General features: G+C 47.2%; 19 protein-coding genes. 17 read left to right on the top strand and 2 right to left on the bottom strand.

Translation table 11 applies throughout. The features are described from left to right. The first annotated feature begins 1 nt into the window (after position 1). Positions 2 to 850, top strand: coding sequence for a glycosyltransferase family 2 protein (locus Q376_RS24400; RefSeq protein WP_081803535.1), 849 nt, complete (start codon positions 2 to 4; stop codon positions 848 to 850). Here Q376_RS24400 and Q376_RS24395 read toward each other — a convergent pair. Next, on the bottom strand, positions 839 to 1,252 hold the full coding sequence (locus Q376_RS24395; RefSeq protein ID WP_162177906.1) for an integrase core domain-containing protein: 414 nt from the start codon (positions 1,250 to 1,252) through the stop codon (positions 839 to 841). The two genes, Q376_RS24400 and Q376_RS24395, sit on opposite strands and share 12 nt — an antisense overlap. Positions 1,253 to 1,477: 225 nt before the next feature. On the opposite strand from Q376_RS24395, the gene Q376_RS22565 reads away from it, so the two are divergent. The 14 genes from Q376_RS22565 to Q376_RS22540 all read left to right on the top strand — a co-directional run bounded on the left by Q376_RS22565 (position 1,478) and on the right by Q376_RS22540 (position 17,497). Continuing rightward, positions 1,478 to 1,759, top strand: a complete 282-nt coding sequence (locus Q376_RS22565; protein ID WP_211266664.1) for a hypothetical protein — start codon at positions 1,478 to 1,480, stop codon at positions 1,757 to 1,759. Further along, a complete protein-coding gene (locus Q376_RS22560; protein WP_245598947.1) occupies positions 1,759 to 2,430 on the top strand; it encodes a DDE-type integrase/transposase/recombinase in 672 nt (223 codons plus the stop codon). The genes Q376_RS22565 and Q376_RS22560 overlap by 1 nt, the downstream gene beginning before the upstream one ends. Further along, positions 2,403 to 2,579, top strand: a complete 177-nt coding sequence (locus Q376_RS25400; RefSeq protein ID WP_027350627.1) for an integrase core domain-containing protein — start codon at positions 2,403 to 2,405, stop codon at positions 2,577 to 2,579. Before Q376_RS22560 ends, Q376_RS25400 begins: the two co-directional genes overlap by 28 nt. Positions 2,580 to 3,436: 857 nt before the next feature. Further along, positions 3,437 to 5,629 (top strand): hypothetical protein, encoded by a 2,193-nt coding sequence (locus Q376_RS24860; protein WP_155834341.1) that lies wholly within the window; start codon positions 3,437 to 3,439, stop codon positions 5,627 to 5,629. Positions 5,630 to 5,677: 48 nt separating this feature from the next. Next, positions 5,678 to 6,742: a dTDP-glucose 4,6-dehydratase gene (gene rfbB / locus Q376_RS22555; protein WP_043447720.1), complete on the top strand. Its 1,065-nt coding sequence runs from the start codon at positions 5,678 to 5,680 to the stop codon at positions 6,740 to 6,742. A gap of 47 nt (positions 6,743 to 6,789) precedes the next feature. Next, positions 6,790 to 7,665, top strand: coding sequence for a glucose-1-phosphate thymidylyltransferase RfbA (gene rfbA, locus Q376_RS22550; protein WP_043447716.1), 876 nt, complete (start codon positions 6,790 to 6,792; stop codon positions 7,663 to 7,665). Further along, a complete protein-coding gene (gene rfbC / locus Q376_RS24040) occupies positions 7,665 to 8,213 on the top strand; it encodes a dTDP-4-dehydrorhamnose 3,5-epimerase (RefSeq protein ID WP_052365221.1) in 549 nt (182 codons plus the stop codon). Before rfbA ends, rfbC begins: the two co-directional genes overlap by 1 nt. Then, positions 8,210 to 9,103, top strand: a complete 894-nt coding sequence (rfbD, locus tag Q376_RS24035; protein WP_052365214.1) for a dTDP-4-dehydrorhamnose reductase — start codon at positions 8,210 to 8,212, stop codon at positions 9,101 to 9,103. Before rfbC ends, rfbD begins: the two co-directional genes overlap by 4 nt. Positions 9,104 to 9,198: 95 nt before the next feature. After that, positions 9,199 to 9,993, top strand: coding sequence for a glycosyltransferase family protein (locus Q376_RS24390; protein WP_081803533.1), 795 nt, complete (start codon positions 9,199 to 9,201; stop codon positions 9,991 to 9,993). A 58-nt stretch (positions 9,994 to 10,051) separates the two neighbouring features. Next, positions 10,052 to 11,437, top strand: a complete 1,386-nt coding sequence (locus Q376_RS22545) for an undecaprenyl-phosphate glucose phosphotransferase (protein ID WP_043447875.1) — start codon at positions 10,052 to 10,054, stop codon at positions 11,435 to 11,437. A gap of 513 nt (positions 11,438 to 11,950) precedes the next feature. Beyond that, a complete protein-coding gene (locus tag Q376_RS24855; RefSeq protein ID WP_155834340.1) occupies positions 11,951 to 13,066 on the top strand; it encodes an O-antigen ligase family protein in 1,116 nt (371 codons plus the stop codon). A gap of 51 nt (positions 13,067 to 13,117) precedes the next feature. Continuing rightward, a complete protein-coding gene (locus tag Q376_RS0112690) occupies positions 13,118 to 14,461 on the top strand; it encodes a UDP-glucose dehydrogenase family protein (RefSeq protein ID WP_027350625.1) in 1,344 nt (447 codons plus the stop codon). A gap of 37 nt (positions 14,462 to 14,498) precedes the next feature. Then, the gene (locus Q376_RS0112685) at positions 14,499 to 15,887 is read left to right on the top strand and encodes a phosphomannomutase/phosphoglucomutase (RefSeq protein WP_027350624.1); all 1,389 of its coding nucleotides are present in this window, start codon (positions 14,499 to 14,501) and stop codon (positions 15,885 to 15,887) included. A gap of 728 nt (positions 15,888 to 16,615) precedes the next feature. After that, positions 16,616 to 17,497 carry a glycosyltransferase gene (locus Q376_RS22540; protein ID WP_052365212.1) on the top strand — a complete coding sequence of 294 codons (882 nt, stop codon included), beginning with the start codon at positions 16,616 to 16,618 and terminating at the stop codon, positions 17,495 to 17,497. A gap of 120 nt (positions 17,498 to 17,617) precedes the next feature. Here Q376_RS22540 and Q376_RS0112675 read toward each other — a convergent pair whose 3' ends face one another. Then, positions 17,618 to 18,670 (bottom strand): AraC family transcriptional regulator, encoded by a 1,053-nt coding sequence (locus Q376_RS0112675; RefSeq protein WP_027350623.1) that lies wholly within the window; start codon positions 18,668 to 18,670, stop codon positions 17,618 to 17,620. Between the two features lie 1,127 nt (positions 18,671 to 19,797). Here Q376_RS0112675 and Q376_RS0112670 point away from each other — a divergent pair. Continuing rightward, on the top strand, positions 19,798 to 20,250 hold the full coding sequence (locus tag Q376_RS0112670; protein ID WP_155834339.1) for a hypothetical protein: 453 nt from the start codon (positions 19,798 to 19,800) through the stop codon (positions 20,248 to 20,250). A 195-nt stretch (positions 20,251 to 20,445) separates the two neighbouring features. After that, positions 20,446 to 21,840: a flagellar filament capping protein FliD gene (gene fliD, locus Q376_RS0112665; protein WP_027350621.1), complete on the top strand. Its 1,395-nt coding sequence runs from the start codon at positions 20,446 to 20,448 to the stop codon at positions 21,838 to 21,840. Positions 21,841 to 22,107: the final 267 nt, after the last annotated feature.

The raw sequence follows: 22,107 nt of genomic DNA, 5'->3' as shown, positions 1-22,107 counted from the left end.
TATGAAAATTTTGTTTGTTATAGTGAATTACAATAGTGAAAAACTTCTTTATCAAAATTTAAATTCACTGCTTCCGCAAGTGGAAGATGTATGTGAAAAAAATGATAATATTATTAATATTATTATTGTTGATAATGATGGCAAAGTTGATGCATGTGTTGTTGAAAAATATAAATCAATAAAATTAGTGACTCCTAAAAATAATTTAGGTTTTTGTGAAGGAAATAATTATGGTTTAGAAGTGATGGAATGGAAAAACTATGATTTTGTTGTTTTTTTAAATCCAGATATTATCCTTCCAAAGGACTGGTTAAATAATAGCTTAAAATTAATTGAGAAAGATAGTCATTGTGATATTGGTATTTTTTCTGGATATTTATTGGGCTACGATTTTAAAGAAAATAAGCCAACAGGGATGTTTGATTCTTGCGGAATTTATAGAACTTGGACTGGAAAATGGTATGACAAACGGCAAGGAAAGCCTATAAATAATAAAGCTATTTCACAAGAAGTAGAACCTCCGGGAATTTGTGGTGCTTTAATGATATGTCGAGTCTCTGCATTGATTAATGTGGAAGACATGCATGGAATTTTTGATAAACGTTTCTTTGCATATAAAGAAGATATTGATTTATCAATTCGATTTCGGAAAAAGCAATATAGATTACGAATATTTCCAGAACTTAATGCTTATCACGGAAGGGGATGGAACAAAAATAGAGTTGATGTTCCTAAAAAACTTAGATTAATTTCTGCCAGAAATGAATTTCTTCTTAATATAAAAAATGTCTCAATATATTCTGCGGTTTCAGCATTAAAATGGACTTATGTGAGATTCTTAGAAAAATAGGGCTAAGTGTTTGATCGCAAAATGTAAGGATTTAATATTGTTCACATAGGTGTATGGTCCCGGAAAGTAATGTTCAGGGTTGTGATGAAACTGAATTGGATCACGTTGCCATTGATCGAGGATGAATCCAACCGGGGTCATGCCTTTCAATGCTCTCAAGGGACGAGCGCTATTGTAAGCCCAGAGATACTCCTTCAGATGTGCTGACAGCTCGTCCAGGCGGGCGTAGTGGAAGGCCTGCGTCGTAGCCTCCTTCAGCGTCCGGTTCATCCGCTCGACCTGACCGTTGGTCCATGGATGATAGGCCTGGATCAGCCGATGCTCGATGCGATGCCGGTGACAAATGAGATCGAAACGATGGGGTTTGTAGGTCTCGGTCCCCGGTCGCTTGGCGAACTGCACACCGTTATCGGTCAGTACCGTGTGGACGAGGTACGGTAGTTGGGCCAGCGTTTATTCGAGAAAGGCAGCGGCCTCGTCCCGGCCCGCTTGGCGATTCAGCTTGGTGCGCTCGAACTTCGAGGTATGATCGACGGCGACGATGTAATGCCCCAGTGATTTCCTGCTCAAGTGTAACCTTTTCGAGGAGACACCGATGAGCGCGGTAATGGAAGAAGATATCAAGCGTTGGACAGCACGCCGGAAGTCGGCGCTGGTGCTGGAGATCATCCAGGGCAAGACCACTGTGTCGGAGGCGAGTCGCAGTTCGACTTGCCGCCATCAGAGATCAAGAGCTGGGTCGATGACGGCAAGCGCGGGATGGAGAACGCGCTGCGTGCCAAGCCAAAAGACGTGCGCGAGCAGTACGAGCGGCAGCTCAAGGATCTGCAGGAGGCGTATGGCGAGGCGATGCTGGAGCTGCGTGCCCGAAAAAAATTGGCGTCCCTGCTGGGCAAGGAAGAGACCTGATGGTCACGATCCAGCAGGGACTGCGCAATGACGGCGTGGCGGTCTCGATGTCGCAGTTGTGCCGCTGGTTCGACGTGCCGCGTCGGACGGTTTACTACCGGCCGGTGAAGGCTGCACCGGCGGTGCGGCCGGAGCTGGCCGACCCGATCAAGCAGCTGATCGAGGCCGAGCCCTCATTCGGCTATCGTACGGTCGCCGGCTTGCTGGGTATGAACAAGAACACGGTGCAACGGATCTTCCAGTTGATGGGCTGGCAGGTGCGCAAGCGCGCTGTGGGCATGCGTCCCCGCATCCAGGCACTGCCATCGGTGGCGTCGGCACCGAACCAGCGTTGGGCGACCGATCTGTGCCGGATCTGGGGCGGCCGCGATAGCTGGCTCACCCTGGCGCTGGTGATCGATTGTCACACTCGGCAACTGCTGGGCTGGCACCTGTCGCGAACCGGCCGTGCGACGACGGCGGCAGCGGCTCTGGAGCAGGCGTTGATCACGCGCTTCGGTACGCTCGGCCGCGTCCCCGAACCGTTCCTGCTGCGCTCGAATAACGGATTGGTCTTCACCAGCCGTCACTACACGTGCCCGGTGCGCAGCTATGGCCTGCGGCAGGAGTTCATTACCCCGCGCACTGTCCACAGCAGAACGGCTTGGTTGAACGCGTCATCCGCACGCTGAAAGAGCAATGCGCCCACCGCCATCGCTTCGAAAGCCAACAGCATGCGATGCGCGTGATCAGCGACTGGATCCAGTTCTACAACTACCGGCGGCCGCATCAGGCGCTGGGCATGAAGACACCCGCCGAGGCATACGCTTTAGCGGCCTGACCTGTGCAAGAAGTGCTGGGTCATTACAATTACAATGAACAGATAAGCCTTGCCTTCGCCGGTGCGGATATCGCTGAAATCGATGTGCAGATAACCAATCGGATAGGCTTTGAAGCGTTTGGGGGTAGGCTGTTCATGGCTGTCTTTCGGCAGCCGGCTGATGCCATGACACTGGTAGAGTCGCCCGGGTCATGTGCGGGCTGAATCGCTGCAAGGCGTACAGACAATCATCGAGTGGGAGCAAGGTTCGTCGACGAAACTCGAGCGCCGCGTTTTGCTCCAGCGGTGCCAAGGAGTGTGAGCGAGGGCATTGGGGTCCCATGGCCACGTCCTCGACCGAGTCCCGTGCACGCCATTTACGAACGGTCTCGGGATTGAGGCCATAGCAGCGGCTCAAAGCCGCGACCGAAGCCTTCGATCGCCGTATTTTTTTCGGATGGCGTGCGTGGTCGTGGCGCGTGGGTAAGCTATGGGTCCTCCGCAGACATAGGTTGATACCACAATCACCTACACCCTTAGACCATACACTGAGGCTGGGGAACCGGCTCGAGTGTAAGCGGTTCTGCAATAGACTAAAATTCATTGGGTATGATTTTTCCATATATCAGGTCTGAGGGCCGGGCTATTTCAAAATTATGAAGTGTACTCTTGGTCTCTTGTGTTGATAAGGACAAGTTAAATTATTTTAATAATTTGACTTAATGGCCCAGTATTTATTGCCATGGTTTTTCATTTTTGTTGCCACATCCACTGAATATTCTGACAAGCAGAGATGCATAGTGTAAAGTTTACAGGAGACATAGACGAATAATATAGCGGAAGCAATTATTACTGTTATTTATAAAGGTGTTTTGAAGATGTTTTATAATATTATGTTATTTTTAATACTTTTAGTGTCGCCAATAACTCATGCTTATGCAGAAGTAAGCACTGCAAATGAGTCATATATATTAACCACTAATTTTCCTAGTTATAGACTATCTCAAATTTCAACTAATAATAGTATGGATTTGTTTGAAGAAATAGTATGGTGGATTAAAATAAACGGGAATGAACGGTTAAGGAAAATAATAATAGACGAATCAAATACGGAAGTATTAGAAGAGAATCAACAATCACAAGATATTGTCACAGAGCTAGTAACGACAATAAATGGAGAAATAACAAAATGGGAAATGAAAATAAAGTTAACGGAAAGCAAGTTAGCAATAAACGTTTCTTTTCCCAATAAAGAAAATTTTTATTTATATGGCATGCAATTTAATAAAGTGGAAGATGATGTTTCATTATTGGGTTATACTATACCTACGCGTGAAATAGAGAGTTATCCTGGCAGGAATAGAAATAATCTATTTTATAATAATGATATGAAAATATGGATATACCCGTATTGGGATTTAAACGGTTCTTCAGTCGTATCGAAAAATCCTGATTCAGTTAATATTTATAATGATGGGAAAAATCATTCCAGTGATAGCATCGATATTAATGAAATTAATTTCCCACAATTATACTCAGATACAATGTCATCTCGTGGATGGGATGGAACGATTTTTTTTAATCCTACGGAACAACGAGACTTACCTATAAATGAAACACTGTATTTAAATTTTTCTCCTGATTTATGGAAAGCGGTTCCTGTATTGGATAATGAAAGAAGTCAGTATTATGAAAAATTAAAAAATACTGTATACCTAGATTTCTGGGGAGGGGAGTTCGAGTTAGGACATAAATTAAACGATTGGATATTATTGTTTTTGCCAAAATCAATTAACAATATTACAATCATACAGAATTGGCAAGAAGGTGGGTTTGATTCACATCAGCCGTTAAGCTATGTGCCAAATGTTTTAGAAGTAAATGAAAATTTAGGCTCTAAAGTTGCATTAAAAGAATGGGTAAGTGATGCAATAGATAACAATGAATTGATTGGTCTTCGTACTAATTATTTAGTGTTTAAGAATAATTCATTACCAAAGATACAGAAGAGTAATCGCGCCATAGATGCATATAACAATGAAAAATGGCATACATCATTGAGTCAAGTTGGCAATATTGCGGAACAACAGGAGCGCAATATAAAAGATGGGTTCATGACAAATGCCACCTTTTCCGATCAATTGTCTTCGGGGGGCGGGGGATTTCCATATATAGATTATTCTACCATCCTTAATTATATCGGTGTGGGGGCTGTTAGGAACAACCTTACTGAGCTGGCTAATACCATTAAACATGGTATTAACGGGCCATTGTTATCTGAAAGTTTAAATTCAGAATATTTGCTGGGATATGTAGATGGTGGTGATTATGGGCTCTTTTCGGGACACTCCAGATTTTTGATTCCTGACTATAAATTAATGCGACTCCATAATTTGGCAGTTGCTTACGGTGTCGGGTTAGGATATCGATTTTATTTTGCACCCCCATATCAAGGGAATAAACTTAGAGAAGGAAATATAAAATATAATAGTGTTTATTCTCCATATTCAGATGATTATAGATCGACGACCATTTTGTATGGAAATGCTGGTTATATTTATTTCTATCCATGGTTAAAAAAAATAAAAGTATTATCCGAGTATATGACGACGGGTGTGATTCAAGCATACTATCTTGGGCAAGGTGTGGATAGTATTCTTCACTATACGGGAAATGAATGGTTACCTCTGGATCAGGTGTGGTTGCGTAATGAATATGAATCGATGGAAGCTCAAAATTATACGCATATTCGTTACCGAAATGGGTTCAACATTGTTGTTAACAGAGGTATCTCAGAGAAAGTAGTCTCTATCCCCAGTTTTGGAGATGTTCGGCTACCTCAGTATTCTTATGCTGCGTTTTTTGATAATGGTTCAGTGATAGCCTTTTCAGGCATTCCAAGTAATAATAATGGGCAGAGGATTGATTATACAAAAGATGACAATATTAAAATGGAATATATAGATCCAAGGGGATCGGAGTTTAATGGAGTGAAAGAGCCAACTGTGTATCAAGACGGCACAGTTAAATTTTCATGTGCAAATTGCGACGAAACATTTGACTATAAATAGTTATATTCTATTTAAGTAATTTCATATCTATAGATTAAGGGATCTCTAATGAAAATCATAGTTACTGGCGGCGCTGGGTTTATTGGATCTGCTGTTGTGCGACATATAATAAAAAATACCGATCATCAAGTGATTAATATTGACTCCTTGACATATGCTGGTAATATAGATTCTTTAAAAGATTTTAATGGCGATGAAAGATATATATTCTATAAGATAGACATTTGTGATTATGAATTAATGTGTGACGTTATAAACAAGAACTGTCCCGATGCAATTATGCATTTAGCTGCAGAGTCACATGTAGACAGATCCATAGACGGGCCTGGTGAGTTTATTCAAACAAACGTCGTAGGAACATACTCCTTACTTGAAGCGGCCAGGCATTATTGGAATAATTTAACTGAAGAAAAGAAAAAAAAATTTCGTTTCCATCATATTTCGACAGATGAAGTTTACGGTGATCTAGAAGGAACTAATGATCTCTTTACTGAGCAGACTCCTTATTCACCTAGCTCTCCTTATTCTGCATCCAAAGCAAGCTCTGACCACCTTGTTCGAGCTTGGTATAGAACCTATGGGTTGCCGACGATAGTTACTAATTGCTCAAATAACTATGGACCATATCATTTTCCAGAAAAACTAATTCCTCATATAATACTTAATGCCATCCACGGAAAACCTCTACCTGTTTATGGTGATGGCGGTCAAATCCGTGATTGGCTTTTTGTCGAAGATCATGCCAGGGCGCTTGTAGAAGTAGTTACGAAAGGAAATGTAGGACAAACCTATAATATCGGCGGGCACAATGAGAAGAAGAATATTGAAGTAGTAGAAACTATTTGTGCCTTGCTCGAAGAGCTTGCTCCGAAGAAACCAACCGACGTCAAAAATTATCGTGATCTAATTACTTTTGTTAAAGATCGACCTGGTCATGACATGCGTTACGCTATTGATGCCACAAAAATAAAGAATGAGCTAGGATGGGTTCCGCAGGAGACATTTGAGAGTGGAATACGGAAGACGGTTCAATGGTATCTAGATAATGATGAATGGTGGCAACGTGTACTCAGTGGTGAGTATAGATTGGGGCGACTTGGTACTACTGCATAGTATATTATTATATATTCATACAGGTTTTTATATAATTAGGAGGCTCTATGAAAGGTATCATTTTAGCTGGTGGATCGGGCACGCGACTTCATCCGATTACTCGTGGCGTCTCTAAACAGCTTGTCCCGATCTATGACAAGCCGATGATTTATTATCCGCTCTCGGTACTGATGCTCGCTGGCATTCGCGAGGTACTAGTTATCTCTACTCCTGAGGATTTACCTAACTTCCGCAAGTTGTTGGGCGATGGATCTGCATTTGGCATCGAACTTAATTATGCAGAGCAGCCTTCACCCGATGGTCTAGCTCAAGCTTTTATCATTGGTGCTGAATTTATTGGTAGTGATAGTGTATGTCTAATACTCGGCGACAACATTTTTTATGGTCAGAGTTTCAGTTTGATGCTGCGCGAAGCTGCTGACCGTTCCTCGGGGGCTACCGTCTTTGGTTATCATGTCGCGGATCCTGAGCGATTTGGCGTAGTCGAATTCGACGATAATGGCAAGGCAATTTCAATTGAAGAGAAGCCCGAAAAACCTCGATCATCCTATGCAGTCACTGGACTTTATTTTTACGACAACCGTGTGGTTGAGATTGCTAAAGGAGTTAGGCCTTCGGAGCGTGGTGAGCTCGAAATTACAGCAGTCAATAATGCCTATCTTGAACTGGGCGAACTACATGTAGGATTACTGGGGCGGGGGTTTGCTTGGCTTGACACGGGCACCCATGATTCTCTGATGGAAGCTAGCCATTTTGTTCAGACTATTGAAGCTCGCCAGGGGTTGAAGGTCGCTTGTCTAGAAGAAATCGCCTACCGTCAGGGATGGCTTTCTGCTTTGCAGCTGAAAGAAGAGGCCGATAAGCTCAAGAAGACTGGTTATGGTCAGTATCTCCTGCAGCTGTGCAAATCGGAGAACGTATGATGAAAGTAATTGAAACCAAGCTGCCGGGTGTTTTGATCATCGAACCTACGGTCTTTGGTGATGCGCGTGGTTTTTTTGTTGAAAGCTTTCAATTGGAACGTTATCGCGAAGTAGGAATAGAGCTGCCGTTTGTGCAGGATAACCAGTCTCGATCAAGCAAAGGAGTACTGCGCGGATTGCACTTTCAACGTACTCGGCCTCAGGGAAAATTGGTCCGCGTAAGTCGCGGGGCGGTCTATGATGTCGCTGTTGATATAAATTCCAATTCACCTACTTTTGGCCAATACGTCGGTGCGGAGTTAACCGAGGAAAATCAACGTCAGCTGTGGGTTCCGCCTGGTTTCGCTCATGGCTTTTGTGTCCTTAGCGATATTGCAGATTTTCAATATAAATGTACTGATTATTATTTTCCACAAGATGAGGGGGCGCTTATCTGGAATGATCCTGAGATAGGAATTGAATGGCCTATTGCGGATCCCTTGCTTTCAGCTAAAGACTTGCTCAATCCATCATTGCGCGAATTGATTGATCAGGAGAAAGGGCGATGAAAGTACTAGTTACTGGTGCTCAAGGTCAAGTGGGCAAAGAGTTAATTAAGGCTGTGCCTATTGGTTGGAGTGTCATTGGTCTTGGATCTTCCCAGTTGGATATCACCCAACCAGCAGCTGTAGCAAATGCTGTCGCCGAGTTTCAGCCCGAATTGATCGTAAATGCAGCAGCATATACTGCTGTTGATAAAGCCGAAAGTGATGTTGATCGTGCCTATGAGGTTAACCGGGATGGTCCTGCTAACTTAGGAAAAGCAGCTGCGGTGTTTGGAATACCTGTATTACATATATCAACTGATTATGTTTTTAATGGTACTCTTGACAGGCCTTATCGTGAAGAAGATTCCGTTGGACCTACCGGTATTTATGGCGAAAGTAAGTTAGCCGGTGAGCAATATTTATTAGAATCTAATTCTAGCAGTTTTATTCTCCGTACTAGCTGGGTATTTAGTGAGCATGGAAACAATTTTGTAAAAACCATGTTGAAACTGGGTGTTGAACGTAACGAGTTAGGTGTTGTTGCTGATCAACGAGGTGCACCCACTTCTGCTGCTAGTATAGCCGCCGTTCTTTGGAAAATAGCTGAGCGTATATCTCGGCAAGAAACTGTTCCTTGGGGAATTTATCATTTTAGCAATACTCCTTATTGTACTTGGTTTGACTTTGCAAATGAGATATTTGATGAGGCAGTTCGGTTAAACCTTTTAGATAAAAAACCGATCATTAATGCATTAAGTACAGCAGATTATCCTACTCCAGCAAGGCGTCCTGCATTTTCCATGTTAGACAATAGGAAACTGTTAGAGTTACTTCCGGATTCTAATGTCGATTACAGAGAAGAGTTATCAAAAGTCATTTTGGCTATCTCAGATAAAATGATCATTAAATAAAAAGCCAGGATGGAAAATAATTCATGCTTTATTGATGGTGCATCAATATTTTATTGGTCTGAACAATCGACAGTTAGATATAGGCGGATTATGAAATGAAAATACATGTATCGATTGTCGATTATTTTAAGGGACGTAGGGTAGAAAAAACATTAGATGCACTGCTGGCGCAGCGTATTGATGGAAGACTTATTGCAACGGTTATCGATAATAGTTGTAGTAATGATAATTTCTTTGTCTTGAGTAAGAAAATCTCGGCTTTGAGAAATGTGACACTACTTCGATCGCACTCTAATCTTGGATATACTCGCGGTACTAACTTATCGGTTGATGCTTCGGCAGACTATATAGTATTGCTTAATCCTGATGTGATATTGGAGGATCCCAATACCTTAGCTCGATGTGTTGATCTGATTGCTAGTGATGAGTCTGTAGGAATTGTTGGCATAGCCCAATGTGATGATGAGGGTAAGCGTGAACAAGTAGCGCGTCGATTCCCCAATTTGAAGGTGCAGATAGCTAGACGTATGGGTAATCTAGGGCAGCACTTGATGGGGGATGATATCCGATCCTATGAATATTCCGAACACCTAAATGATGATGGTGGTTTTCATGTTGTGGATTGGGTCCAAAGCTCATTTTGGGTCGTTCGTGGTGAGCTGTGGAGAAAATTAAATGGACTTGATGAGTATTTTTACCTGTTTATGAGCGAGGCTGACTTTTCTCGTCGTGCAGCCATGCTGGGATATAAAACTATTCTCTATAATGATTTAATGGCGCGATCAGACGGAATTAGGGCTAGCGGAGGCGGTGTTAAAGCTTTGTTTACCTCTAAGGCGCTTAGGATTCATGTTTTGGACGCGCTGAAGTACTATTTTCGCTCGCGTTAAAATATAATTTAATTCAAATTACATTGATTTCATGAAGGTGATTGGGGGATGGGATATTATGGGTTCCATTAAGCGAAGAAATTCAACAGTTGCCTTACCATTATTCATATTAGGTCCGGTTTATGATGTCATCGCGATGCTTATTGCAGGAATTGGGACTTTTATTTTGAGATTTGGTGCCTCCGACTTTGAAGACCGATTTGGCTGGGCATTAGTAGTGATGATTCTCTTAATGCTTTTGTTCAATACGCAGTGCGATGCCTATAATCGTTGGCAAAGTAAGCGCTTAGGCCATTTGATATTTAATCTTTTTTTGGTATGGCTAGCTCTAACGGCAGTTGTTTCCTCATTGATTTTTTTCTTTGATGTGTCGAAAAATTATTCTAGATTTTGGATATTTTCTACACTTTGGATTGCCTTTGCCTTGAGCGTGATGGGGCGCGTAACTGCTCGATTGATCATTGGTAATTATAGTCGTAGAGGAATCGGGAGAAGAAAAATTTTTTTAGTTGGACCCACTGCTGCGCTTCGCTCTACAATTCAACATATGCGAAGAGAGCAGGTCGCGGGTTACTCTATTGCTGGTATGCAGCGTCTTAGTGAGGAGCCTAGGGAGGCACAACTAAGCTCAATCGAGCGCCGTGTTGCTTCTAGTAAGGCTCATGAGGTATGGATTTGTATGCCGCTGAATATGGGCGATACGATCAAACAATTAATGTATGCTTTGCGTTATCAAACGGTTGAAATTCGGTTCTTTCCCGAATTGAGCGATTTGCCTCTATTAAATCATCGAGTGAGTGAGGTCGTTGGCCTTTATTCTATTGACCTAAGCGCCTCTCCGATGTCGGGCAAAGCTAGGATCGCGAAACGGCTCGAGGATATTTTTTTAGCATTTTTAATTTGTCTACTTATTTCTCCTATTTGTCTTCTCATTGCTTTTTTAATCAAGGTTACTTCTCCAGGACCTGTGATTTTTAAACAATATCGTACGGGTATTAATGGTCGAAAGTTCAAAGTATATAAATTTCGATCGATGCGCGTACACAATGAGCACTTTGGAAAAGTTACTCAGGCAAGTAAGAATGATACACGTATAACTCCGATTGGGGCATTTTTGCGAAAAACCTCTTTGGATGAGTTACCACAATTTTTTAATGTTTTACAAGGAAGAATGTCAATTGTCGGGCCTAGACCTCATGCACTGGCGCATAATGAACATTATAAGGCATTAGTTGAATCCTATATGAAGCGCCATAAAGTAAAACCAGGAATTACTGGATGGGCCCAGGTCAGTGGCTATCGCGGTGAAACAGATACACTTGATAAAATGCAGATGCGTGTAAAATTCGATCTGTGGTATATTGAAAATTGGTCGTTAGCATTAGATGTTAAAATTGTGTTTTTAACCTTATTTAAAGGTTTTGTAGGTAAGAATGCATATTAGTGAGAGAAGTGCTGTTTCAGGCATAAATGCTTTGTAAGCACGCTTGTTTTGATTTATTTTTAAATATCCCTTGTCACATGCAATCAAGCATAAAGAAATACTTGATTACGCTTGTTGGTCAACTGCCATGGGAATTTGTGGCGGCAGCATTGCTGGGCAGTCTCAGGAACGCCGTCACAGTTGCCGTGCCATTCGAGATCATTGTGTGTGATGTTACCCTGAGCAGGTCGATCGCCGTTTCAATCGTCACTATGGCCTCAAAGTTATACTGCCTCGCTTGCTGTTGCTGCGGTAGGGACACTATTATTGATGCCTATCAATTTTTGAATTGGGCTGAGGCATATGCATAATCAGGAAAAGACACAGATACTGCTCTTTTGGGTTAATAGCATTTTTATTTTTTCTTGGATTACAATATTACCTATACAGATAAAATATGGCTATTGGGTGTCGTTCTTATTTTTAATTTTGTCGATTACTTTTTTCTTTAAAGCTAATTTTCTTATGGAAAGAATGAGTTACAGTGACTGGTTTTTATCACTTTCTTTTTTTCTATATTCAGTTAATTGGGTGTGGGATATTATAAGAAGTGATTCATATTTTTCTGAAGTTGCTTTTTTGGCACCACTATGGCCATTGTTTGGTATATTGTTGTTGATCTATTTAAGGAACAATAAATTTTCTATCTTTTTTATGAAATCTGCTTTTTTTGCTGCTTGTGTAGGCGTTTCTGTAATTGCATTTTATGAAAAATTTATTCAAGGTGCATATAGAGTAACAAATGGTGTTTCTCCCATTGTTTTTGGGAATTTGTCAATGCTTTACTCTGTGTTGGCCTTTTTTGTTCTATTGGCTTCTAGTAGAAATGTTTCGAAAAACATGGCATTGTTGTTATTTATTTTTATTTTAGGCGGTATATTGACTTCAATTTTTACGGGAAGCAGAGGAAGTTGGGGGTGTTTATTTTTTGTATTATTTGCGCTAATTAAAAAATTTAAATACGATGGATGTTTTAAATTTAAATTGGATGCGCGGAGCCTTATATTTATAGCATTATTTTTTGCATTTGGATATTTATTGATAACATTTTCTCATATCGAAGATAGATTCATGATGATCAAATCTGATTTGATGGATTATCGTGAAGGTCGTGTCTTTACATCGCTTGGCTTGCGTTTTGAAATGTGGCGAGGTGCTTGGATTATTTTTTCTCAACATATTTGGTTTGGAGCAGGTGAGTCCCAGCTTACTTTTATGCGTGATCAATTGGTTGAATCTGGAGTACTGAACCGAGGTGTGATTAGAGAAGGTTCTTTAGTTTTTTTACATTTGCATAATGATATTTTTGATGTGGCTGCACGAAGAGGATTAATTGGTGTTTTATTTGCATTGATAATGTATTTCGTCCCTTTCTATTTATTTTTTGCTAAGTATTTCAGATCTACTCATGAAGAGTTGCGCTGGCTAGCGTTAAGTGGGGGATTAATACCTATAATGTATTTTTTGTTTGGATTAAGTTATACGGTAATGAGAGAGCCCCAAATGCTGGCAGCATACTTTTTGCTAATTTCTGTGATCTGGTGCGCTATTCGACAAATAGAAGACAAGTTAAGAAAAGACCTAAACTAATGAATAATGATTTTAATCGACTAATTGCCTTATTATAGAGGAAAAGTTTTCATGAAAATCACCATTTTTGGTACTGGCTACGTGGGCTTGGTTACTGGCGCTTGTCTGGCCGATGTCGGTCACGACGTAATGTGTATGGACGTTGACGCCGGCAAGATTCAGCGCCTGGAACAGGGGGAAATCCCAATCTATGAGCCTGGCCTTGAGGAACTGGTGACCAGTAACGTGGCGGAAGGGCGATTGCATTTCACTACCGATGCACAGCAGGCAGTGGGTCACGGTACGCTGCAGTTCATTGCGGTGGGTACGCCACCTGATGAGGATGGCAGCGCTGATCTCAAGTACGTATTGGCGGTGGCCGAGACGATTGGCCAGTATATGAGTGACTATAAGGTAGTGATAGATAAGTCTACGGTACCAGTGGGTACTGCGGACAAGGTATCTGAGAGAATCCGCACCACGCTGGAGGCGCGCGGCAGTTTCTTGCCCTTCGACGTATGCTCTAATCCTGAGTTTCTTAAGGAAGGAGCGGCGATCGCCGATTTTACGGGGGGCGCACGTATAGTCGTTGGCACTGCTTCCGAGACGGTCAAGGGCCTGATGCGCGAGTGCTACGCCCCCTATAACCGCCACCATGAAAAGCTGATGTTCATGGATGTGCGTAGCGCCGAGCTGACCAAGTACGCGGCTAACGCGATGCTCGCAACCAAAATTAGTTTCATGAACGAGATCGCTAATCTTGCCGAACGGCTAGGGGCCGATATTGAGCACGTACGCCACGGTATCGGCAGCGATCCCCGAATCGGTTATTCGTTCATCTATCCTGGTTGTGGCTATGGTGGTTCCTGCTTCCCTAAAGATGTCCAGGCGTTGGCACGTACTGCTAGTCAGATCGGCTACGATGCCGAATTGCTGCTTGCGGTGGAAGCTGTCAATCAGCGCCAAAAGCAGACTTTGTTCATCAAGCTCTCTCAGGCCTTTGATGGCGATCTCGCCGGCAAGGTGATCGCGCTTTGGGGCCTTGCGTTCAAGCCCAATACCGACGATATGCGCGATGCCCCTAGCCGTGCGTTGATGGAAGCAGTATGGGCGGCAGGAGGGCGAATCCAGGGCTTCGACCCGGAGGCGATGGAGGAGTGCCGACGTATCTATGGCGAGCGAGATGATCTTCAATTGGTCGCGAGCCGGGATGAGGCGCTGGAAGGCGCCGATGCCCTGGTGATCTGCACCGAATGGAAAGCCTTCCGTGCCATAGATTTTGCCCAGCTCAAGCAGCAGCTCAGCTCGCCTGTCTTGGTCGACGGTCGCAATCTCTACGATCCGGCGGCAGTCAAAGCGGCGGGGCTGCTTTACTATGCAGTCGGTCGCGCCGATTCGTTGCAGCCCGTAGTTTGAGACACGTACGTTTTTCCATGTATCAGGATCTTCATTGATGACCCGAACCACCATCCCGCTTTCCGCCTTTCGCGCCTACGATATCCGCGGTGTCGTAGGACGAGATATCTCCACCTACGGTGTTCGCCTGCTCGGGCAGGCCATCGGCAGTGAGGCTCGACGGCGTGGTGAGCAGTCGATCGTGGTGGGGCGTGACGGTCGGCTCTCCGGGCCTGAGCTGGCTGGCGCCTTGATCGAGGGCATCCGCGCGGCGGGCGTCGAGGCGATCGATGTCGGCAGGGTACCGACACCAGTGGTGTATTTCGCCGCCGCTACGCTTGAGGGTACCCGTTCAGGCGTGGCGGTGACTGGTAGCCACAACCCTGCCGATTACAACGGTTTCAAGATCGTGCTCGCTGGTGAGACCCTGGCCAACCAGGCGATCACCGATCTGCATCGGCGTATCGAGGCGGAGGATTTCACCACCGGCGATGGCCAGCTCCGCCAGCACGATGTCCGTCCGGCCTATCTCGAACGCATCCTCTCCGGTATCGAGATTGGGCGTCCGCTCAGGGTGGTGGTCGATTGTGGCAATGGCGTGACCGGGGAGCTTGGCCCGCAGTTGGTGGCGCGTCTTGGCATGGAGACCATCCCGTTGTTCGATGATATCGACGGGCGCTTCCCCAATCACCATCCCGACCCTGGCAAGCTCGAGAACCTGCGAGATCTGATCATCAAGGTGCGTGAGACCGGCGCCGACATCGGCCTGGCCTTCGATGGCGATGGTGATCGCCTCGGCGTGGTGACGCCAAGGGGGGAGGTGATCTTTCCCGATCGCCTGATGATGGCCTTCTCCGAAGACCTGCTCGAGCGTGAGCCCGGCGCGCGGATCATCTTCGACGTCAAATGCACCGGCAACCTGCCTGCACTGATCGAGCGGGCGGGAGGGATACCCGAGATGTCGCCGACCGGCCACTCGTTGATCAAGGCGAGAATGAAGCAGACCGGGGCGGTGCTTGCCGGTGAGATGAGCGGGCATATCTTCTTCAAGGAACGTTGGTACGGCTTCGACGATGGTCTTTACTGCGCCGCACGGCTGCTCGAGATCCTCAGCGGCCAGCGGCAGGATGCCGATGCCTTCTTTGCGCGCTACCCACAGGATCTCGGCACCGCGGAGATCAACGTCGAGGTGACCGACGAGAACAAGTTCGCCATCGTCGAACGCTTGGCGCGAGAAGTCGATTTCGGTGCCGAGGCGACCAAGACCACGATCGATGGGATTCGCGTCGACTATCCAGATGGCTGGGGGCTATGTCGGGCCTCCAATACCACACCGATGCTGGTGTTGCGCTTCGAGGGCAAGAATGCGCAAGCGTTGGCGCGCGTCCAGGTACTATTTCGCACCGCTTTGCATGATATCGTGCCTGGGGCGAATATCGGGATCTGAGTCCGATGACGTCTCTATGCGCCACCCGCGCATGAGCGGTGGGTATGTTTGGGTCTCTTATCCCGGGGCTTGGCCGACATCGCTGCGAGCTATTGCGTGCTTTGAAGGAGAGCCGGTTTTCCCCGCATCTGCTGCACATTTCCATACCCTATGACGCCTCGTCCATGCTCTGCGTGGACGAGGCGTCGTCGTTTATGGCAGTACTGTCTGGCCTGTCGTCTTCATTCAGCGTTGCTATGTGTCATTGGAGGGGGTCATCGATACGCGCGCGAACCGCTGCGGTATGTTCGAGCCAAAACCAGCACTACCGTGGCGATCCGGTGGAGGGAGAGCGAATCGCAGAGTTCGAATGCGCGTGCGCCTGGGATGAATTGGGGCAGGCGGTCGTGTCAATGCGGGGATGAATTAAATTAAAATTAAGTATTTGGTGGGCCGAGTGGTACATCGGCCATGAAAGAGACATTTTGAACGCTAATATATACCTTATTTTTAAATTCGTTTTTTGGGAACGAAAATCTGTTCGTTCCATATGGTCTTAACTTATCGACAATGAGCCTGACCTTCTTTAGGCTTCACTGATTAATATGTAAGCCCCTATTCGGGACAATCTCTCGCGACCGTCGCATGCTGATGGCGTCCGGGGCAGTGCCATGCGACTCGTTTCGTGATTTAGTTCATCGCACATATGCGCTTGGCTTGTTTTCTGAAAATGACGCTTGGAGAACAGGATGAACAAACATGTCTCTATCTATATCCCCACCTTCAATCGACCCGATAGACTCGCGCGGGCGCTGGCATCGCTGCTGCGCCAGACTTATCGGCGCTTTGAAGTTCTTGTATGTGACGATGCTTCTACGGTTTCTTATGACGAGGTATTGGAACGATTCAAGAATGAGTTCGATCATTTCATATACTTGCGCAATGAAAAGAATTCCGGGGCATGTGTGTCCCGAAATAGGATGATCGAGCAAGCCAGCGGTGACTATATCACTGGCTTGGATGATGATGATTGGTTCGATGAACAGCGCTTGGAAAATTTCCTGACCAGTGATGCACTGGGGCGATACGCTTTGCTTTGTAGCCATAATGTCAGTGGAGATTATTTTGGCAAGATAAAAAATAAAATAAAGCATGAAGGTGTCATCAGCTTCGAGCAGATGAAGAAGCGCAACGAGGTGGGCAATCAAGCCTTCATCGCAAAGGACATTCTGATCAAGTCAGGAATGTTCGATCCTGTCATGCCGGCATGGCAGGATTACGATACTTGGTTCAGAGTGATACAGAAACATGGCGAAGGCTACAAGACGCCTCACATCGATTATTATGTGGGACTGGAAGATCCTGAGCAAAGAATGAGTACCTCCAGCAAAGCGCATCAGGGGTATTTGAAATTCGTGGAAAAGCATCGCCATGTACTCAGCGAAGAACATCTCGAAACGCTTCACTACGAGGACAAATTCAATCGCTGTGAGTATGTATCATTCTGGGAGGTATTCAAGACGAAGGATACCCAAGCAGCCAAGAAGATAGTCAGATACCATATCAAGGATCGTCATCCTAAAATATATGGCTGGGTCAAGAAGTATTGCTATGAAAGTACCTCCCGCTAAAGAGTGGCTTTTTTGTCGAGCGGGGACAAGGCAAGGCGCGCGCGTCTTGCCTGGGGTAACGCGCCTATCCGCCGCGCCCTGTGGGCCAATCGGACACCGGCAGGGTTGGATCGGAAAGGTTCACAGTCTGCTCATCCAGTTCATCAACTCGCTCTGGTCATTGCCGCCGGAGGCGGTGCCGTCGAGCATCTTCTTGCGCAGCCCGCGCAGTGAGGTGCCATATAGGGTGGTGAAATGGTGGCGCAGTACATGCACTTCCAGCCCGCATCGCCGGGCTATCGCGGCAATGGTCAAATGCGCCATGGAGGGCATTCTGAACATACGCGCGGCCATCGCCAGGCGGCGGTTTCGAATATGGGTCGCAACACCGCCTAGTGGCTCGAAGAGGCGGTAGAGGCTGGTGCGGGAGAGGGCAAACTTGCGGCACAGCTCATCGATGCTGATCGGGGTGGCGAGATTTGCTTCGATGTAGAGGCATATCTTCTCCAGTGTCGAGCCCTTCTCTATCAGGTTGAGCACTTCTTTCCCACTTACCAGGCCCAAGATATTGAGAAGAACGGATAGGCCGCTTTTACCGATCGTCATTATTTCTTCATCATTCATGGCGTCGAACAGCTCCAGCATACTGGAGAAGTTTTGCCGCAGAAGCCGATTGAGCGGACTCGCCGCTGTCAGCGAGTGGCCATGGAGGCTGCCGATGTCTATATTGAAGTCCAATGATGACCGAGGAATGAAAATGAACTGAAACTCGGCTTGCTCTCTATCGGGAGGTAATATGATATCTAGATCGATGGGCTGAGAGAGATCTTGGATGAGTATATCGCCGGGTAACAGACTGGTGGTGTTGCCATAGCAGCGGCACACCATCATGCCGGAGACGACGATGAGGATGAGCGCGTGATCGGGCGCACTGAATCGCTGCTCCAGGCTGCGGTTCAGCCGCATCGGGCTGAGTGCGATCATCCCGGTGATCAGCTTGCCGAAATGATGCGCATAAGCCGACCACTCGAGCGCCTCCTGAGGCATATCATCATGCAGCCGAGGCGATAGCGCCGAACATCTGAGAATGGTTTGCAGCTTCTCGAAACGCTGTACCGGCAGTGAATAGCGTTGACTTCTATCCTTCAGGGTTTTCGTATTGTTCTGCGTCATTCTGTTGTCCGAATGTGCCATCGTTACTCCGTCAGGATGGCGTGCGTGCCGTCTTATCCGGTAACCCGGTATCGACCACCCCGTGTGTTGGGTTAAATACACTACTGATGTCTTGCTGTAGAGCGTCACGCTGGATGAAGAAAATGTCAGTCACCGCCCACTTTGCTGAAAGATAGAGGATTGTGATCTCGGCAGTGACGAGATTAGTGTGGTAAATCTTTCACTGTCATTAAACATGTTTTCCGTGTTTTACATAAGGATTAAAATGTAACTAAAAGCGATCGAGCATGGCACGTAAAGATATGGAAATGATACGTTGTGAGATGTTTTTGAAACAGGAGGTGATATTTTGGCCCAAAAAAGTGGGTCGCCTCCAAAACGGACTCCATCTCCCTGCAGGTGCAGGGTGTTGATTTTTTGGCTAAATGCTTATTGCCAAAGATTTTTTTGGTTAATCGTCGGATTCGATGTTCGCCGCTTTGGCCTGCGCTGGCGGTGCCGGGCCGCAGGGGTACGTCAACTCGTTGATGGTTGAAGTACCCGGATTCGTGCAGGTCCATGGATAGGGTTCGAAGGAGAAAGGCTGTTGAGCCAGTCTGCATTAATGTAAAGAAAAGACCCCAGCAGAGACCGCTATGAAAGAAACCTCTGGGAAAAGAGATCGAAGTGAAGAGAAATGGGTGGCTCGACAATTACCTGCCACATTGAAAAATTCTCCAGGTATCCAGGCACTTCTTGTAACCTCAGCCCTGCGCTCTTTCGCTTTGTCTGGGCGATCCGAACGTCGTTCATTCGTGGATTTTCTGAAATGAGGCTTGGCAATGAGCGTTGGTGGTCTTCCTGAATGGGGGGCCTTTTTGCGCTGATCAGAGGCGAAAGGCCAGCCAGTTCAGGGGCGGGGGAGGGATGAGGTCGAGGTTCTGTGGTCGCTGGGTCGGCGGGGGATCGATTCGATATCTATGTAACTGTTTGTTTTTGTGATATTTTTTTGGGATTTGAAGGATTTGGTTCAAGTCTTGTTGTGAAAGTGGGTAAAATGGCTATCGTATGAGTAACAAGCGTGAGTGAAATGTGGCCCGCGCGGTCGAGGTCGCTTTCACTTTGCTGCTTCAACGAGTATCTGGCGCTTCATGCAACAAGGATTTCAGATGTCCCGGCCGGTCCCCATCGCTTTTTCTTTGCGTTACTACCGGCGAGCGTTGGTGCGCGCCAATCGTTGGTTGGGCATCCCCAACTGGACATGGTGCTTGCTCGCTTCGGGTTCGGGGTTGGTGGCAACCCTGATCGCTTCCGGTGGAGACTATGCTTCCCGCTTGCCTTTCGACCTGCTCTACTGGCTACTTGGCGCGGTGGTGCTGTGGGCGGTGCTGAGTCTCTTTTCGCCTAGTCGCAAGCGCTTGCTGGCCGTGGCTGCCGAGGAGCATCGCGCCGATGTCGCTCGTACCGCCCTGGCCTGTCGCCTGCCTTTGTCCGGCGTCAAGCTGGTGGACAGCGATGCCGAGTACGACCTGCTTGCCGCTCAGCTGGCTGAGAATGGGGAAGTGACCGAAACGCAAGAGACCCAATCCCGCCCCCAAAATACATCGCTACCCACCCGGTAGCGAACCTCGGCGGCTGCATCAGTGGCCGCCGTTGCTCGCTCTGGTCTCGTCAGCCGATAGTGCTCCCGCCTCCGCTTGATCCGTATCTTCTGATGCCAATTCATCGATGATAAAAGGTTAAACCTTTATCGCACCATGCCGATAGCGATGTCATGGGAATGAAAATTCCACCAATGACTTGCTTGGGACATCGACATGGCATCGACGATAACCTCTCTGGGCGTGGGTTCGGGGCTTGACCTCACTAGCTTGCTGGATCAGCTGCGCTCTGCGGAAGAGAGCAAGCTCACCCCTATCGCCACTCGGCAAAGCAGTACGCAGACGAAGATATCGGCCTTCGGTACCCTGGCCACCTCGCTGGAAAGGCTTCAGGAGGCGGCGGCTGGGCTGAGCGATGCTTCTCTTTACAGTGCAACGGCAAGCAGCGGCGAGCATTCGGCCTTCGATATATCGACCAGTACGGATGCCCAGGCTGGACGTTACGAAGTGCAGGTCTCCCAGTTGGCGTCAGCTCACTCCATCGCTACCGCTACGGTTGCCAGCAAGACCGAAACGCTCGGTAGCGGCAGCCTCACCCTGGGTGTCGGAGACCAGCTGGTGTCGATCGAGCTCCAGGACGCCACGCTCGAGTCGATCCGCGATGCGATCAATGCCCAGCGGGATGAGGATGGTAACCCCCTGGGTCTGACGGCGACGATCGTCAACAGCCGTAGCGGTGTCGGCGGGGAGGAGAGCTACAGCCTGGTGCTGACTTCGCGGGAGACCGGGAGTGCGAATGCCATAGGCACCGTTGCCTTCACGCCGGCTGATGCGGCCGCGGAGGATCTCACCCAGCTGTTCGCCGCTGAGAATCGTGCCGCTGAGGTAACGGCGAAAGACGCGGAGTTCACTTTGAATGGGATCCAGATCATTCAGGGCAGCAACCAGATCCAAGGGGTGGTCGATGGGGTGGACATCACCCTTAAATCGGTGACCGATGGGCAGCCTCAAGTCTTCACCATTGCCAGCGATACTTCCGCGGTCAAGAGCGCCGTCGAAGAGTTCGTCGGTGCCTACAACGACTATCTGTCGCTTGCTGCGTCCCTGGGCAAGACCAATCCGGAAGACCCCTCCAATAGCGGTGCGCTGGTAGGCAATTCGGCGCTGCGCTCCATCCAGGGGCAGCTGCGTTCGGCGCTGGGTGCGGATGCTCAGCTCGGCTCGTTGGAGACCCTGGGAATCACGACCAAACTCGATGGCAGCCTGGAGATCGATGACAGCGTCTTGAGCGCTGCGCTCTCGACCGACATCGATGCGGTGTCTGAGACGCTGATGGGAAGCGGTGACGGTGGGGGGCTGATCGGGCGGCTTTCGAGTACGCTCGAAAGCATGCTGGATGGCAGTAGCGGGCTGATCAATAGCGCCACCACGGGTCTCGAGGCTCAGCTCGATAGGTTGGGGCAGCAGTACGACACTATGTCGACGCGTATCGATGCCACCATGGAGCGCTATCGTAAGCAGTTTGTCGCGCTCGACCAGTTGATGTCCAGGATGACCAGCCTTTCGAGCCAGCTGACCCAGCAGTTCGATGCACTCAATACCAGTAATTGATGATTGGCGCAGTGGGCTGTCGAGGGCGTGCGAGAGGGGATCGATGCGGTGGCGAGCCGTGGTTCGACTGCCCTCGTTCCTCGGGCGCTCACCACGAACGGAGCTGTTGGCTGTTTCCGCTCCTCGGGTGCTTATGACGAACGGAGCTGTTGGCTGTTCCCGCTCCTCGGGTGCTTATGACGAACGGAGCTGTTGGCCGTCTTCGCCCCTTGGGTGCTTATGACGAACGGAGCTGTTGGCCGTCTTCGCTCCTCGGGTGCTTATGAC

The sequence above is a fragment of the Halotalea alkalilenta DSM 17697 genome (assembly GCF_000621205.1).
Lineage (GTDB): Bacteria > Pseudomonadota > Gammaproteobacteria > Pseudomonadales > Halomonadaceae > Halotalea > Halotalea alkalilenta.
This window is presented reverse-complemented; position numbering and strand designations above follow the sequence as displayed.